The following is a 16,265-nucleotide window of genomic DNA, read 5'->3' on the forward strand; positions in this document are numbered from 1 at the left end:
TCTATTATGCCCCGTCAAACGCAACGAGAAGTGAAACAGGTCCGCGTGTATACAGACCGGACTCAGCATAACAAAAATCTTCCTCTAATCTGATATTCCGCATCTTATCCAGCACAATATTAGCTACAATTTCGATTTCGGTTTTGGCAAAAGCTGCTCCTACACAGTTATGAATGCCGGATCCGAAAGCGAGATGCCGGGCGGCGCCGCTAAAAGCGCTCTTGATACCAAGATCTTCCCGATGAATATTAAACACGTCAGGCTGTTCAAATGCTTCAGGGTCCCGGTTAGCCGCACCGATCATACAAAAAACAATCGTATCTTTTTTGATTTCCATACCGCCGACCACTGTATCTTGGGACAGCTGCCGCGGAATCAGCTGAACCGGCGGTTTATAACGCAATGTCTCCGCAATGGCTCTCGGAACTAACGAACGGTCAGCCAAAACATCATTCATCTGCTCAGGATTGTTGAGCAAATGGTAGATCATCAGTGCCAGCGTCTTATCAGCCGGTTCCGTTGCGGCTAACAGCACATTAAGAATCAGTGCGAGTATATCCTTGTCCGACAGCGCCATGCCTTCATATTCAGAAGTACATAGGATCGAAATTAAATCTGATCCCGGATTGACGCGACGTTCTTTAATGACCGGCATCAAGTATTGGGAAAGCTGTTCGCTGCACCATAACGAATGTGCCCGCGCTTCAGGAGATTGAGAGATACTCGTGATAAAATCGGCAACTCCGCTGTGCCACTCAGAGATTTTTTCATGGTCTCTTTTATCCAGCCCGAGCATGTCCATCGTGACGCACACCGCAAACGTCTTTCCAAAATCATTGACGAGATCAATTTTCCCTCTTTCAAGATAAGGCGCTAACAAGTTTTCTGCATTTTGTTTAATCAATGGAGACAGATGATCCAGTGCGTCACCGATAAAGCTTCTCACTACAATTCTTCTTTTGGCAGAGTGTTCTTTTCCATGCATTTGGGCCAGCACAGGGCCTCGCATGACTGGTTCGGCACGCTCAACAAGTGATTTCGTCGTGAAGATATCCGGATGCTGAAGGATATAGCGGACATCATGATAGCGGCTGATAAAATAACTGTCTATCGACTCTTCATAATGAACCGGATCTTCCTCCCGCAGTTGTGAAAAATAAGCATATGGATTGTTTTGAAATTGATCAGAAAGCACACTAAACAATTTAATCGATTGGCTCATGTTTTACTCCCCCTATCATCCTTCAGATGTGATCCGTTTCTCAGAAAGCATCTGCGCCATTTCCTGTACAATGAGATACCCTTGATTCGGCCGCATACAAATAGAAAATTCATGGTTACTGATCTTCTCACCCAGCTTCCACGGACGATGATAAGCAAGGAGTGTCTCTTCCACCTCTAAAATATCCGGAGCTCCGATAAAAAACGGCAGCTCAGCTATGACATATTCCACAGCCAAATTCAGCATATCCTCACTGACTTCTTCCATCATCAAACTGACGCCCCGCGCACGCCCGATTATCGCTTCACGAGACATGTCCAAACAAGCATGTCGAAAATGAGGCTGCTCAAAAAATGCATGTTCAACTTCTTGTCTCAACAGCTGGTAGGCTTTGTTATCTATAAAATCAGAAAATGTATGAATCGCCTTCGGATCCCCGCCATGAGCCACAAGGGCTCTTTCTGCAAATCTCCTGTTTCGTGATACCTCTTTCCTTACTTTTCGTTCAGCCTTTCCTCTCAGAGTTCCAAGCGCTTCTAGAAGATTAGCCGCCTCATGCCCTGCAAGTAAAACTGAAACGCTTTTAAATTGAGCTTTCGCCCATCCAATTAATCTGTAAATATAATCCTCTGAAAACCTGCTGTTAAATGGGCTGATCCCCACCAAAACATGCCTGCGCCGTTCAAATATTTCTCTGCAATTTTCTGTTAATGCCTCAGCAATAAAATGCACAGACCTTCTTTCCGTTACCATTCCGGTCATCTCATTCACCCCTAAAACTTATCCCGCTTTAAGTCATCACCCTCAAATACAAGATGGAATAGCTAGATCAACTGAACAAGACGAATGGCAGGCATCACTTAAAGTTTCCAAATGTTTTTTAAGATTTTAATAATCATTTTCAATACCCATATCATGATAAATGTTTACTAGTAAACATTAGTCATTTTATCCCTTTTCCTTCCAAACGTCAATATAATCTGTGCCCAAATATTTGAAAATAAATGTAAACATCACATTTTCCACACACTTTTTACACGCATATTCAGCATGACAGATCAACAAATAGTCTAAACACCAACAATTGACAATGAAAACAAGAAAAGATAAAATAAAATTGTTCACCAGTAAACTATTTGTTTTATTGTTTCATCGTAAACTATTATTCCTAAGAAAGAAGGTAGCCTATGTCTGATTTGACAAAACAGATGATATACGACATATACGTGAGACTGCTGCACCTTAATGAACAAAAAGCGAACACTTCACTTCAGCAATTTTTTAAGGAGGCCGCAGAAGAGGATGTAGCTGAAATTCCCAAAAATATGACAAGCATTCACGTCATTGACTGCATCGGCCAGCATGAACCCATTAACAATGCGGGGATTGCCAGAAAAATGAACTTATCGAAAGCGAATGTAACGAAAATCAGCACAAAACTGATCAAGGAAGAATTCATTAACAGCTATCAGCTGACAGATAACAAAAAAGAAGTTTATTTTAAATTAACCCGTAAAGGCAGACGGATTTTCGACTTACATGAGAAACTGCATAAAAAAAAGGAGCTGGCTTTTTACCAATTCCTCGATTCATTTTCACAAGAAGAACAAAAGGCTGTATTGAAGTTTCTAGAGCAGTTGACGTCAACACTTGAAGCAGAACAAACCGATGGGACTCCAGACAAACCTGTAAAGTAAACAAAAAGGCGGTGTACACTTTGGCTCATACAAAATCAAAGGCAGTATTGATCTTATACACTGTTTGCTTCAGTGCATTTTTTGCATCTTTAAGCCAGAACATTTATTCACCTATTCTTCCGATCATTAAAGAATCATTCCATGTTTCCACAGCTATGGTGAACCTGTCAGTCTCAGTTTTTATGATTGTGACAGCAATAATGCAAATTATATTAGGAGCGATCATTGATTTTAAAGGCGCTCGGATCGTCTTGATTACCGGTATTCTGGCAACGGCAGCAGCCAGCATCGGCTGTGCGGTGACTACTGACTTTACCTTGTTTCTGATATTCAGAATGATACAGGCAGCCGGTTCCGCAGCACTGCCTCTTATTGCTGCCACAACGATCGGACAGCTGTTTACAGGAAATGAACGCGGGAGTGCAATGGGAACGTATCAAATGCTCCTGTCTGTCGCACCGGCTATTGCTCCAGTTCTAGGAGGATTCATAGGCGGAGCAGCCGGATACGAAGGGATTTTTTGGATACTTGCGGCCATCTCTATCGTTTTGCTGGTGACAAACAGCATCACCTTTCCTAAAGATTCTCCAACTGAATCTATGCAGCAAGCCAAAGGCAATGTGTTCGCTCATTATAAATCAATATTTACAAATCGAACAGGGAACGTCATTTTGACTTTAAGTTTTGTTCTCTTTTTCATTTATTTTGCAGTAATTGTCTACCTCCCAATATTGCTGACAGAGCATTACCATATAGATGTGGGTATAGCAGGACTGTTATATTTGCCGCTGGCGCTGAGCACGATTGCAGGTACGTTTCTGTTTAAAAGAATACAGGCAAAAATCGGGCTGCACACCTTGTTTATCGGAAGCAATGTGATTGCCGCCTGCAGCATCATTTTATTTGCTGTTACACATTCAGTTTCTCTCGTTCTCATGGCTCTGACGCTGGCACTGTTTGGCATCTCGATGGGGGTTATTCCTCCCTTGTACTCTACAATGATTACTAATGAATTTGAGCACAACAGAGGGAGTGCAATCGGAATGTTTAACTTTATACGATATACAGGCATGGCAGCAGGTCCGATGGTATCTGCCTACTTGCTCACAATGATGCCGTCTGCCATGTCCTTTAGCCTCCTAGGCCTTGGATTTGCCGCATTGAGCTTTTGCCTTCTTCCGCCAATGTTTTCGCCGCAGAAGCGCACGAAACAAAAAAAGCACCACATGTAAAAAAGCTGCCTTTGCGGGCAGCTTTTTTTTATTTTTTTCTAAGCGGCTCTAAAATGCCTTTTTGAATCAGCAAATGGAAGACCGACAGGATAACGGATGCCCATATCGCTGTGCCGAAGCCGTCGATTTGAAAGCTGTCACCCATAATGGACGCGGTCATCATAAGCGTGATGGCGTTAATCACAAACAAGAAGAGTCCAAGCGTCACCATGGTGACCGGCAGTGTAAAGATAATTAAAAGCGGTTTAATCAGCACGTTTAAGATCGATAAAATGAGGCTGGCGATAATCGCTGCCCCAATGCTGCTGATATGGATGGAGTCAATATATCCATCAATGACGATTAATAACAACGCATTGACTAAAATGCTGACTGCCCATTTTACCATGTCATTTCATATCCCTTTCTGACGGGACGATAAAAATCCAAATGATATAAATGAGCAAAACCGGCAAGACACTTGTCATAATGGCTAAGATGACAGTTATGACTCTGAGGAGTGATGCGTCCCAATTGAAATATTCCGCGAGACCTCCGATAACACCGGCGATTTTCTTATTTTTTTCTGAGCGATAAAGCTTATTCATTCGATCACCTCTGTGAGTACTTTAGTTTGATGGCGCCTGTTAGTGATTCTGAGAAGACGGTGATGTTTTGATCATGTGCCTGATTTGAAGTGAACATCATTTCTTTTTGAATCGTATCATTTTTTTCCTTCAGCATCTCTACATCCATTAATTCATGGGACAGCGTACCAAGATTGCTTTTCAGCTCTGCCTTCACTGCGAGATCGTCCGGAATTGCAAGCTCTACATTTCCAGTCGTTGTTTTTGCATAAATGGAGCGGCAGTCTGATTCTGTTACGTTAATCGCAATATTTCCGTTAAAGCTTTGAACGTCAATGGATTCGCTTTTCCCTCGGAGATCGATCAATCCGTTAATGGTTTCCGCTTCTATCGTACCGCAGCTGTGGCTTGCGAGCTTAATTTGCCCGTTGGCCGTTTCAGCTATGGCTTTTTCGGCTGTTAAATACGAGAACGACAGCACGCCGTTTGTCGTTTTCGCTGAGAACTCTTTTACATGTAAATGTTCCCCTCTGACCGGACCGTTAAACAGCTTCACCCGAATCTTATCATACTCCTTCTGAGGAATATACAAAGTGACATTCGTTTTCATCGTCTTTTTCTCAGTACGGATAAAAAACTTATTACCTTTGATTTCACATTCAATATGCTGAAGAAATGCGTGTCTCGCCGCATCCTGGTTGTCAGCGCGATATACCTTCGCCTGGCATTCCGCTCTGATATCGTCATCTTCCCAAGGGACGATATTTACGCTGCCATTGGCAATTTGCAGCTCAACACTGGAAAAGTCAGTATCTTTAAATTGAAAAATGTGCTGAACATCATACGCATGGCCAAAGTTTAAATCAAGGTCAACTTCCTTGACCTTTTTCACAGCAGAATCAATCCAGTCAAACAGCTTGGCTCCTAAAGACGGTTTGCCGCTTTCTTTTTTTGCCGTTGTAAATGGCTCTTCCTCGTCATGAACGTGAACTGAGAGCGCTGTGATTTTCTCTTCTTTTTCCTTGTAGTCGCTGTCAAGCTTTTCAATCAGTGTCAAAGCTTCTTGTGCTGTAAGCTTTCCTTCCTCAACAAGCTTAAGGATTCGTTCCTTTTCTTGCTTCATTACGATCTCCTCCCCATTGTCTACTTATGCTGCACGCAGGACCTTAATGCCCTGAATCACATTCCAAATGATAATGCCAATGACAACTAAGAAATAAATAACCGCTCCCCCGATGATTACAAATACAGGAAGCAAGCTGTCTCCATCAATCGCAACGGCTCCGCCAAGTAAAGCAATAAAAAGGAACAGCCAGCCGACAAACGGAACAATGTGAGAAATAAGAGAGCGTATCGCATGGCGTTTTGTTTCTTTCTCATTTACAACAAAATATGCGACAATCGGCACAATGATTGGCGCAATGAACACACTGAAATAACAAAGTGATGCAATAATAGCTTGATTACGGTTCAATTCATTCCACACTCCTATTGTGAATTGTCCATGACAAAAGATCAGGGACGTTTTACTTATTTATACGTTTAAAATCTCTTCAGGTTTCAAATTCATTCTTTAGACATGCTCCGATTTACGGAAATTGGATTTTAAAAAGTTTTAGAAGTAGAATCTTCCGGCTATACCGATTACAATATGTAAAAAGCTTACGGCAACCAAGGAGGCTGGACAAGCAATGGAGAAAGATCCCAGTGACTATACAGTAACACAAGAATCAGTGTTAAAGCTGATTCATGAACAAAAAAGAATGAATCGTGAAATGATCGCCGAGCTTGAGCAGATTCACGGACCCTTCCCGATCTCTCACGATATCCAATATATAAAAGTGCTGCTCGACAGCAGCAACACGCATATTGTTCAAGATTTAATGAGTGTAAGTAAGCAGCTGTATAAGAAGACTTTGTAATTGCGGAAAACATATCATTCATTATAACTGAAACAAAGCTAAAGGTTAGATGACAATATCTTGCCTTTTTTGTTTTGAAAAAACAAGTGATTCCCTGGCTGTCACAAAATGATTGTAACAAAAAAAGCCTGCCGGCACATCCAGTTAATGGACTCTGTCGGCAAGCTGTAACTATCAGAAAGAGATAGCCGTTCAAAATTAACGTAACAATTGAAGCACGTTTTGCGGCTGTTGGTTTGCTTGAGCAAGCATCGCTTGAGAAGCTTGAGAAAGAATGTTGTTCTTTGTGAAATCGCTCATTTCTTTCGCCATGTCAACGTCACGGATGCGAGACTCAGCAGCTGTTAAGTTTTCAGAAGAAGCACCAAGGTTGTTGATTGTGTGCTCTAGACGGTTTTGTACCGCACCAAGTTTAGCACGTTGGTTTGAAACACTTGTAATTGCACTATCGATTTTAACAATCTCAGTGTCAAAACTAAAATCATCTGCTGAAACATCGATACCTTTTACTCCTAAAGTTGTTGCATCCATGTTACCAATTGTAACATTAATATTTTGGCCAGCATTTGCACCAATTTGGAATGTAAATCCTGCTGTTTCACTACCGTCTAAAAGTTTTTTTCCGTTAAATTCAGTACGTTGAGAAATTCCATCGATCTCTTCAGTTAAAGCATCCATTTCATCTTTAATTGCAGTTAAATCTTCAGTTTGCTGTGTACCTGTGTTTCCTGCTTGAACAGTAAGTTCACGCATACGTTGAAGGATGGCATGAGTTTCAGTCAATGCACCCTCAGCTGTTTGGATAAGAGAGATTCCGTCTTGAGAGTTTTTAGAAGCCATTTCAAGACCTCTGATTTGTCCTCTCATTTTTTCAGAAATCGCAAGACCCGCTGCGTCATCTCCCGCACGGTTGATGCGAAGACCAGAAGAAAGTTTCTCCATGTTTTTTGAGCTCGCACTGTTGTTTGAAGACAAACGGTTTAGTGTGTTAAGCGCTGCAATATTGTGGTTGATTCTCATGTGAAAAATACCTCCATGTGTATATGTTTTTGAAATCAAAGACTTCCTTTTCTTTGATTTCTGGCGTATCAGATTCCAATAAAGCTTCTAACCTATGTAGATTCAGTTATTGCTTAAGGATGCCTTTAAGCCCCTTAATAGGGTTTGTCTGCTTAATTTGGAAATCATCATTCGCCTTTCAATTCATATATCGACAGCAATTTGTAAATGTTTAGGCGTTTTCCCAAAGAAATTTTACCCAAAGACGATTCTAAACCTATTATGCCGTAAAGAAAAAGCTTGCCTGCTAAGCCCAAGGATGGACTTGCTGACAAGCTGTCCCCTCTTAACAGAGGGTTTTAAGATGTAGCTGTTTCTTTCGCTTTTAAGAGCGATTTCATGCGTGTTTTGTCACGTTCGATAACAGGCTTCAAATAACGGCCTGTATACGATTCTTCCACTTCAGTGATTTCCTCTGGCGTTCCTGACGCGACAATGGTTCCGCCCCCGGCTCCGCCTTCCGGGCCCAAATCCACAATGTAATCGGCCGTCTTAATGATATCAAGGTTATGCTCAATAACCAGTACAGTGTCTCCGTTGTCTACCAACCGTTGCAGCACGACAAGAAGCCTGGCGATATCGTCGACATGCAAACCTGTCGTCGGCTCATCTAAAATGTAGAGCGTGCGTCCGGTCGAGCGTTTGTGCAGCTCTGACGCGAGCTTCACGCGCTGCGCTTCTCCGCCTGACAAGGTCGTCGCCGGCTGGCCAAGCGTAATATAACCTAAACCAACATCATAAAGGGTTTGGAGCTTGCGTTTGATTTTCGGGATATTTTCAAAGAAAGAAAGAGCATCTTCAACCGTCATATCAAGCACATCAGAGATGCTTTTTCCTTTGTACGTCACTTCAAGCGTTTCACGGTTATAGCGTTTGCCGTGACACACCTCGCATGGAACGTATACGTCAGGAAGGAAGTGCATTTCAATTTTAATAATCCCGTCTCCGCGGCAGGCTTCACATCGTCCGCCCTTCACGTTGAAGCTGAAACGGCCTTTTTTATAGCCGCGGACCTTCGCTTCATTTGTCTGCGCGAATACATCACGAATGTCATCAAATACACCGGTGTATGTCGCAGGGTTGGATCTCGGCGTTCTTCCGATTGGCGCCTGGTCAATGTCAATGACTTTATCTAAATGATCCAAACCTTTAATCTCTTTATGGCTGCCGGGCTTCGCTTTCGCTTTATGAAGCTTTTGCGCCAGCGCCTTATGCAAAATTTCATTAACGAGTGTACTCTTTCCTGAACCGGAAACACCTGTAACTGCTGTAAACGTCCCAAGCGGGAACTTGGCATTCACTTTTTTCAGGTTGTTTTCTGATGCACCTTTAATTTCAATGTAACGTCCGTCCGGCTTTCTTCTTTCAGGAGGCAATGGGATAAACTTTTTCCCTGATAAATAGCTGCCCGTTAATGAGTTTGGATCTTCCATCACTTCTTCCGGCGTACCCGCAGATATCACCTGTCCGCCGTGAATGCCGGCTCCCGGTCCAATATCTATTAAATAATCTGCTGCCATCATCGTGTCCTCATCATGTTCGACAACAATCAGCGTGTTCCCGAGGTCTCTCATATTTTTCAGAGCGCTGATCAAGCGGTCGTTATCACGCTGATGCAGACCGATAGACGGCTCATCTAAAATATAAAGCACACCGGATAAACGCGAGCCAATTTGAGTCGCCAGCCTGATGCGCTGCGCCTCTCCTCCGGACAATGTACCCGCTGCCCTGCTCAATGTCAGGTAATCGAGGCCGACTTTGTCCAGAAAGCTTAAGCGCTCCACAATTTCGCGCAAAATCAAATTGGCGATCTGCATATCCTTCTCAGAAAGGGTGAGATCTTTAAAGAAGGCAAGTGCGTCGGCGACAGACAGCTCGGTAATTTTTCCAATGTGGCGACCGTCAATCAGTACGGCAAGCGCCTCTTTCTTTAACCGATAGCCTTTGCACGTCGGACAAGATTTCTGAGACATATACTGCTCCATTTGCTCACGGATGAAATCAGAGCCTGTCTCCTTATAGCGTCTTTCAATGTTGCGCAATACGCCTTCAAATTGAATTTCACCTTCGCGTATTTGTCCAAAATCATTTTCATATCGGAAATAAATCAGGTCATCCCCGCTGCCGTACAGCACTTTATCCAGTTGATGCTTCGGCAAATCTTTGACCGGCACATCCATATCAATCCCGTAGTGGGTGCAGACTGCCTCAAGCAGCTGAGGATAATATTGTGAGCTGATCGGTGTCCAAGGGGCGACCGCATTCTCCTTCAATGACAAATCTTGATTGGGGATGACAAGATCGGCATCCACTTCAAGCTTCATTCCGAGACCGTCACACGTCGGACACGCCCCGAACGGACTGTTAAACGAAAACAGACGCGGCTCAAGTTCACCAATTGAAAATCCGCAGTGCGGACAGGCATGATGCTCGCTGAACATCAGCTCTTCCTCACCGATGACATCGATCATAACCCGTCCTTCACCTAAACGAAGCGCCGTTTCCAATGAATCTGACAGCCGGGCTGCCACGCCTTCTTTCACGACAATCCGGTCAATGACTACCTCAATAGAATGCTTCTTGTTCTTTTCTAATTCGATATCGTCGGAAAGCTCAGCCATCTCGCCGTCAATTCTGACTCTGACATAGCCTTGTTTCCTAATCTGTTCAAGCACTTTGACATGAGCGCCTTTTCGGCCCGAGACAATCGGCGCCAGCACCTGAAGCTTCGTCCGTTCCGGGTATTCCAGAATTCTGTCCACCATTTGCTCGATGGTCTGGGATGTAATCTCAATTCCGTGCTCCGGACAATGAGGCTTCCCTACTCTCGCATATAAAAGACGCAGATAATCATAAATCTCAGTTACCGTACCGACAGTAGACCTCGGATTGCGGCTCGTTGTTTTCTGATCAATGCTGATGGCGGGAGAGAGCCCCTCAATTGCATCCACATCAGGCTTATCCATTTGCCCTAAAAACTGGCGGGCATAAGCAGACAGCGACTCGACATACCGTCTCTGTCCTTCAGCATATATCGTGTCAAAGGCAAGGGAGGATTTACCTGATCCGGACAAACCCGTGACAACGACAAGCTGATCTCTCGGAATCGTTACATCTATATTTTTCAGGTTATGCGCCCTGGCTCCCTTCACCTCTATCCGATCCATAGCCATTTGTTCATCATCCTTCCGCTTTTAGCTCTAAAAGTAAATCGCGAAGCTCCGCGGCTCTTTCAAAGTCAAGCGCCTTGGCGGCTTCCTTCATTTCATGCTCCATCTGTTCAACGACTTTCTGGCGTTCTTTCTTCGTCATTTTCGACAGCTTCGGCGCGGCTTTTGTTTTGTATTCCGCTTTATCCTCAGCTGCTACTGTGGCACGAATGACATCGCGAATTTCTTTATTTATCGTTTTCGGCGTAATGCCGTGCTCTTCGTTAAACCGCTCCTGCTGCTCGCGGCGGCGTTTTGTTTCATTAATCGCAATTTCCATAGACTTCGTTATTTTATCGGCGTACATAATGACGCGGCCTTCCGCATTTCTCGCTGCCCGTCCGATGGTCTGGATCAGCGACCGCTCCGAACGAAGGAAACCTTCCTTATCCGCATCCAAAATCGCAACAAGGGATACTTCGGGAATGTCCAAACCTTCCCTCAGCAGGTTGATGCCGACAAGCACATCGTACTTGCCAAGGCGCAGGTCGCGGATAATTTCAATCCGTTCAAGCGTCTTGATCTCAGAATGCAGATAGTTTACTTTAATGCCGATTTCCTTTAAATAATCGGTCAGATCCTCTGACATCTTCTTCGTCAAAGTTGTCACAAGCACCCGTTCATTCCGCTCGATTCTTGCTTGAATTTCGCCGATCAAGTCGTCAATCTGACCTTCGATTGGACGGACGTCAATAAGCGGGTCAAGAAGCCCCGTCGGACGAATAATCTGTTCGACCATTTCATCTGTATGTTCAATCTCGTACGGCCCTGGTGTTGCTGATACATACACGATATTGTGCATATGCTTTTCAAATTCCTCAAAACGAAGCGGACGGTTATCAAGCGCTGATGGAAGCCGGAAGCCGTGATCCACGAGCACCTGTTTCCGCGCCTGGTCTCCGTTAAACATGCCGCGCACCTGAGGAATTGTCACATGCGACTCATCCACCACGATCATAAAATCGTCTGGGAAATAATCAAGAAGCGTATACGGCGTTGAACCTGGAGGCCGCAGAGTCAAATGTCTTGAATAGTTCTCGATGCCGGAGCAGAAACCCATTTCACGCATCATTTCAAGATCATATCTTGTCCGCTGCTCTAAACGCTGCGCTTCAAGGAGCTTTCCGTTTTCGTGCATGACCTTCAGCTGCTCCTCAAGCTCCTTCTCGATATTTTGAATCGCCTTCTCCATTTTCTCGGCCCGCGTTACGAAGTGGGATGCCGGGAAAATCGCAACATGATCTCGGTCGCCGAGAATTTCTCCTGTCAGCGCATCCACTTCCCGAATCCGTTCGATTTCGTCACCGAAAAATTCAACTCTGATACAATGCTCATCACGGGATGCCGGAAAGATTTCCACTACATCCCCGCGCACACGAAATGTACCGCGCTGAAAGTCGATATCGTTGCGGGCATATTGGATGTCTACAAGTTTTCTGAGCAGCTCGTTGCGCTCAATTTCCATTTCAGTCCGCAGTGACACGACCATTTCCCGGTATTCCTCAGGCGAACCGAGGCCGTATATACAAGACACACTCGCAATAATAATGACATCTCTACGCTCAAACAAAGCTGATGTGGCGGAGTGTCTCAGTTTATCAATTTCATCATTAATACTAGCGTCTTTCTCTATAAATGTATCCGTTTGAGGCACATACGCCTCCGGCTGATAATAATCATAGTAGCTGACAAAATACTCGACAGCATTGTTCGGAAAAAATTCCTTGAACTCACTGTAAAGCTGTCCAGCAAGGGTTTTGTTATGGGCAATCACGAGAGTCGGCTTATTGACTTCTTTAATCAAATTAGACACCGTAAATGTTTTCCCAGTTCCTGTCGCACCCAGCAGAGTCTGATGCTTCTTGCCCTCCTGAATTCCTTTTACAAGCTTTTCAATGGCTTTCGGCTGATCTCCCTGGGGCTGATATTTCGAGACTAACTCAAAGCGATCTTTCACAAAAATAAGCCTCCGTTTCTTTAACGAAATCTTCCTATAGATATAGTAACACAATGGAAAGCAAAATCACTAAAAATACGAACTAAAGTTCGGTGGTTTTTTATTTCCAGCTGTTTTTGTGTATAAAAAACCTGCTTTTAAAACGTAAAAGCAGGTATTCAGTCTTTATATTCATTATGTCCGATTTATTCTTCTTTTTTCTCTGCAGCTTTTTTGGCCATATACAGTCCGCCAGCCACAAGAGACACAACATCCAATCCTACAATAAAATACGTTTCTGTATAGCCTTTTAAATAAGAGGCAAACAGCAATGCAGCTGTTAAAGCGATCGCCACATAATGATTAAAGGTGACTCTAGTAAATAGAACAACAAGCATAAAAGGGAAAAACAATGCAAAAACGGCTTTTGTAATCAACAAAAACCCTCCTCAGGGATTCTTCATCTGATCTGATTATAGTAAAAAATGAAGAATCGGACAATCGTGCATTCGCTCCCTCTACTACACCATACCCCTTTTCAGCCAAAATCAATCACTATATTTGCATTTTGGTGCCGGTCAAAACTTATTCCATGGTGCCGCTGTTCTAATCAGCGGCACTTTTTTTATTACATCATCAAGTCCGCCGCCAGATTCCGAGAATAAAAGAAAATAGGCATAGAGTAACAGTACGGCCGAATTTTTCAGGATAATATAACCAACTTAACTATTCATTTTATTTAGGACTTTTTGCGTTTGACAGCATTTTCCTGAAAACCTACAATTGAATGATAGTGTTTACTATCATTTTTTTAAACACAGGCTCCGCAATAAAAAGACTAGAGAGAAAAACAAAATGAATGAAGAAAAGAGGGGTTTCAAATATGTATTCTGTTTTATTTCGCCAGGCAGAAGAGTCCAGCCAGCTGGCTGGAGCAAAAGGAATGAATTTGATTAAATTGACCAAACACGGTCTTCCTGTTCCGGACGGGTTTATTATTCAAACGAATGCGCTCGCACGTTTTATGGAGGACAACCAGCTTCAAGAGACTAGTGAAAACGTCGAAAGCAGGATCATTTCCGGAACATTTTCGGATGAGCTGAAAGATGAGCTGACTAGTTCCTTTTATAAGCTTAGAGAATCATATCGATCCGTAGCCGTGCGTTCTTCGTCTGCCTCGGAAGATCTAGAAGGCGCCTCATTCGCGGGTCAATATGAAACCTACTTAAATATCAAAACAGAGGAAGAATTTCTGGCTAAAGTGAAAGAATGCTGGGCCTCATTTTTTTCTGGGCGGGTCAGCAGCTATAAGAAAAAAATGAACAATCAAATCGCAGAGCCGTTAATGGGTATAGTCGTTCAGGGGCTGATCGATTCAGAAATGTCAGGTGTTATCTTCAGCCGCAATCCTGTTACCCATGATGATAGAGAGCTTTTAATCAGCGCCAGCTACGGGTTGGGTGAAGCTGTTGTTTCAGGAAGTGTTACCCCAGACACGTTCATTGTTAATAAATCTTCGTTTGAGATTCAGAAAGAAATAGGTTCAAAGGAAATCTACATGGAGTCTGCGGCAGAAGGAATTGCTGAAAAAGAAACGAGTGAAGACATGCGCAGCCGTTTTTGCCTTACAGATGAACAAGTGATTGAATTGGCTGAAATCACAAAAAAAACCGAAGACCTGTACGGATATCCTGTTGATATAGAATTTGGAATTGCTGATCATCAAATATACCTTCTGCAAGCTCGCCCGATTACAACCATTGATCAGGACAAAAAAGCGGCAGAAGAAAAACGCAGCTTCATGATTACCGACACTGATATGAATGATTTCTGGCTTAACATGGAGTCTAATATTGAAGGTCCGGTGAGTCCGTTATTTTCATCCTTCATCGTGCCGGCATTGGAATATGGCTTGAAGAAGAGCATGCAAAAGTTTCCGATTGGTGTAGTTGTTGATGAAGTAAAACTTTATCGCGGACATATTTATTCCAAAAACCAAGGCGGACAGCAGCCTCCTTCTGAAGACTGCGGCAAAGAGCTTTTCCCGATTTTATCGGAGCATATGTATGACATCATCAATCACACATACCTCCCTTTTTACCGGACACTGGACCAGCTCGCACAAACTGAGCATACCGCAGAAAGCGCACTGGAAGCTTTTCAAAAACTAAAGGCCTTTTATCTCACGGCTTATGAAGAGCACTTTAATATCGTTTTCCCGCAAATCCTTTTAACAAACAAACTGCAAGCGATGTATCAGGACATTCAAGGAGAGTCCGAAAACGCTCATTTTTACGAGATGCTGACAGGAAAAATGAACAAATCACTGGAAACGGACCGTTGCTTATGGCTATTTTCTGTGGAAGTTCAGGAGAACCCGAACCTTCTGGCCATTTTTGAAAACAACAAGCCTGAACAACTCCAGGAGAAATTGGAACAAACAGATGAGGGAAGACACTTCCTGAAGAACGTCCATGAATTCTTGCAAGAATACGGATGGAGATCTGTTAAAAGTCATGATCTGATTGAACAAATCTGGGTGGAAAATCCGTATTTCGCTCTGGCCAATATTCAAAATTATGTCCGTAATGGCTATCATTTTGACAATGAATTTCAGAAAACGAAAGAAAAACGAGAGAAATTATACAATGAATTCTTGGAAAACATAGAAGATCCCGGTTTACGCACCGAATTTGACCGCTATTATCAATGGACACTGAACTCTGCAAATATAAAAGATGATCACCACTTTTATATTGACGCCATGCTGGATGCCAAGGCGAGAATCTTTCTGCTGAAGATAGGTGAATTGCTGGCGGAAAACGGTGTCATTCAAGATCGTGAGGACCTTTGGTTCTTATATGATGACGAAGTGGAACAAGCGCTTCTTCACCCTGTATCCCTGCAAGAAAAGGCTGAAAAACGCAGACAGATTTTTCATGAGTATGAGCTGGCCCAAGCCCCGGCCTACCTCGGCACCCCGACAAAAGAACAGCTCAAAGCAGCTGAAGAAATTGTCGGCGCTGTGATAGAGGATGAAAAAAACACAGAGAATCATATTTTTGGCATTGCGGCATCAAGCGGCATTGCGACAGGTCCGGTGAAAATCATTCGGGACGCCAATGAATTTTCTCAATTCGCGCCTGGAGACGTACTCGTTTGCAAGATGACCACACCGCTATGGACCAGCCTGTTTCAAGACGCCAAAGCGATTATTACAGACACAGGCGGCATTTTGTCTCACGCTGCGATTATTGCCCGTGAATACGGCATTCCAGCCGTTCTCGGCACACGCACGGCAACCGAAAGACTGCGAGACGGTGACATCATCACTGTTGACGGAAGCAGCGGCAAAATCACAGTTGTCAGCCGGTCCTGATGCGTCCCCCTCTTTCTTATACAAGCGGGGCGGGTGTATACTT

At 43.6% G+C, this 16,265-nt stretch carries 14 protein-coding genes; 4 read left to right on the top strand and 10 right to left on the bottom strand.

Annotated features, from left to right (window positions below):
* Nucleotides 1–4: 4 nt before the first annotated feature.
* Both cypX and pchC read right to left on the bottom strand, forming a co-directional pair.
* On the bottom strand, nt 5–1,222 hold the full coding sequence (gene cypX / locus MKX38_RS17865; RefSeq protein WP_167408470.1) for a pulcherriminic acid synthase: 1,218 nt from the start codon (nt 1,220–1,222) through the stop codon (nt 5–7).
* A 15-nt stretch (nt 1,223–1,237) separates the two neighbouring features.
* A complete protein-coding gene (gene pchC, locus MKX38_RS17870) occupies nt 1,238–1,984 on the bottom strand; it encodes a cyclo(L-leucyl-L-leucyl) synthase (RefSeq protein ID WP_339187922.1) in 747 nt (248 codons plus the stop codon).
* Nucleotides 1,985–2,409: 425 nt separating this feature from the next.
* Here pchC and pchR point away from each other — a divergent pair, with 425 nt between their 5' ends.
* Together pchR and MKX38_RS17880 are read left to right on the top strand one after the other, a co-directional pair.
* On the top strand, nt 2,410–2,919 hold the full coding sequence (pchR, locus tag MKX38_RS17875) for a pulcherriminic acid biosynthesis transcriptional regulator PchR (RefSeq protein WP_003228073.1): 510 nt from the start codon (nt 2,410–2,412) through the stop codon (nt 2,917–2,919).
* Between the two features lie 20 nt (nt 2,920–2,939).
* Nucleotides 2,940–4,151 carry an MFS transporter gene (locus tag MKX38_RS17880; protein WP_003228068.1) on the top strand — a complete coding sequence of 404 codons (1,212 nt, stop codon included), beginning with the start codon at nt 2,940–2,942 and terminating at the stop codon, nt 4,149–4,151.
* 28 nt (nt 4,152–4,179) lie between these two features.
* Here the strand turns inward: MKX38_RS17880 and MKX38_RS17885 are convergent, their stop codons facing one another.
* Genes MKX38_RS17885 through yvlA form a run of 4 tightly spaced genes read right to left on the bottom strand, consistent with a single transcriptional unit; the run spans nt 4,180 to nt 6,191 of the window.
* Nucleotides 4,180–4,539: a phage holin family protein gene (locus tag MKX38_RS17885; RefSeq protein ID WP_003228066.1), complete on the bottom strand. Its 360-nt coding sequence runs from the start codon at nt 4,537–4,539 to the stop codon at nt 4,180–4,182.
* Between the two features lies 1 nt (nt 4,540).
* Entirely contained in the window at nt 4,541–4,738 is a 198-nt protein-coding gene (locus MKX38_RS17890) for a PspC domain-containing protein (RefSeq protein WP_003228065.1), read from the bottom strand.
* Nucleotides 4,739–4,742: 4 nt separating this feature from the next.
* Entirely contained in the window at nt 4,743–5,840 is a 1,098-nt protein-coding gene (locus MKX38_RS17895; RefSeq protein ID WP_029725982.1) for a DUF4097 domain-containing protein, read from the bottom strand.
* A 24-nt stretch (nt 5,841–5,864) separates the two neighbouring features.
* Nucleotides 5,865–6,191, bottom strand: coding sequence for a protein YvlA (gene yvlA, locus MKX38_RS17900; protein ID WP_003244375.1), 327 nt, complete (start codon nt 6,189–6,191; stop codon nt 5,865–5,867).
* 217 nt (nt 6,192–6,408) lie between these two features.
* Between yvlA and MKX38_RS17905 the strand changes: the two genes are divergently transcribed.
* Nucleotides 6,409–6,639, top strand: coding sequence for a hypothetical protein (locus tag MKX38_RS17905; RefSeq protein WP_003235419.1), 231 nt, complete (start codon nt 6,409–6,411; stop codon nt 6,637–6,639).
* A 198-nt stretch (nt 6,640–6,837) separates the two neighbouring features.
* Here the strand turns inward: MKX38_RS17905 and hag are convergent, their stop codons facing one another.
* The 4 genes from hag to MKX38_RS17925 all read right to left on the bottom strand — a co-directional run bounded on the left by hag (nt 6,838) and on the right by MKX38_RS17925 (nt 13,280).
* A complete protein-coding gene (gene hag / locus MKX38_RS17910; RefSeq protein WP_029318328.1) occupies nt 6,838–7,659 on the bottom strand; it encodes a flagellin Hag in 822 nt (273 codons plus the stop codon).
* Nucleotides 7,660–7,997: 338 nt separating this feature from the next.
* Nucleotides 7,998–10,871 carry an excinuclease ABC subunit UvrA gene (gene uvrA, locus MKX38_RS17915; RefSeq protein WP_003228057.1) on the bottom strand — a complete coding sequence of 958 codons (2,874 nt, stop codon included), beginning with the start codon at nt 10,869–10,871 and terminating at the stop codon, nt 7,998–8,000.
* Between the two features lie 7 nt (nt 10,872–10,878).
* A complete protein-coding gene (gene uvrB, locus MKX38_RS17920) occupies nt 10,879–12,864 on the bottom strand; it encodes an excinuclease ABC subunit UvrB (protein WP_003228054.1) in 1,986 nt (661 codons plus the stop codon).
* 185 nt (nt 12,865–13,049) lie between these two features.
* The gene (locus tag MKX38_RS17925) at nt 13,050–13,280 is read right to left on the bottom strand and encodes a CsbA family protein (protein WP_003228053.1); all 231 of its coding nucleotides are present in this window, start codon (nt 13,278–13,280) and stop codon (nt 13,050–13,052) included.
* 446 nt (nt 13,281–13,726) lie between these two features.
* Between MKX38_RS17925 and MKX38_RS17930 the strand changes: the two genes are divergently transcribed.
* Entirely contained in the window at nt 13,727–16,222 is a 2,496-nt protein-coding gene (locus MKX38_RS17930; RefSeq protein WP_167408471.1) for a PEP/pyruvate-binding domain-containing protein, read from the top strand.
* Nucleotides 16,223–16,265 lie beyond the last annotated feature (43 nt).

The sequence above is a fragment of the Bacillus sp. FSL M8-0025 genome, from assembly GCF_037975475.1.
Lineage (GTDB): Bacteria > Bacillota > Bacilli > Bacillales > Bacillaceae > Bacillus > Bacillus subtilis.

Coding starts and splice junctions, on each gene's coding strand:
- cypX (WP_167408470.1), bottom strand. CDS start 1,222: ATGAGCCAATCGATTAAATTGTTTAGTGTGCTTTCTGATCAATTTCAA.
- pchC (WP_339187922.1), bottom strand. CDS start 1,984: ATGACCGGAATGGTAACGGAAAGAAGGTCTGTGCATTTTATTGCTGAG.
- pchR (WP_003228073.1), top strand. CDS start 2,410: ATGTCTGATTTGACAAAACAGATGATATACGACATATACGTGAGACTG.
- MKX38_RS17885 (WP_003228066.1), bottom strand. CDS start 4,539: ATGGTAAAATGGGCAGTCAGCATTTTAGTCAATGCGTTGTTATTAATC.
- MKX38_RS17890 (WP_003228065.1), bottom strand. CDS start 4,738: ATGAATAAGCTTTATCGCTCAGAAAAAAATAAGAAAATCGCCGGTGTT.
- MKX38_RS17895 (WP_029725982.1), bottom strand. CDS start 5,840: ATGAAGCAAGAAAAGGAACGAATCCTTAAGCTTGTTGAGGAAGGAAAG.
- MKX38_RS17905 (WP_003235419.1), top strand. CDS start 6,409: ATGGAGAAAGATCCCAGTGACTATACAGTAACACAAGAATCAGTGTTA.
- hag (WP_029318328.1), bottom strand. CDS start 7,659: ATGAGAATCAACCACAATATTGCAGCGCTTAACACACTAAACCGTTTG.
- uvrA (WP_003228057.1), bottom strand. CDS start 10,871: ATGGCTATGGATCGGATAGAGGTGAAGGGAGCCAGGGCGCATAACCTG.
- MKX38_RS17930 (WP_167408471.1), top strand. CDS start 13,727: ATGTATTCTGTTTTATTTCGCCAGGCAGAAGAGTCCAGCCAGCTGGCT.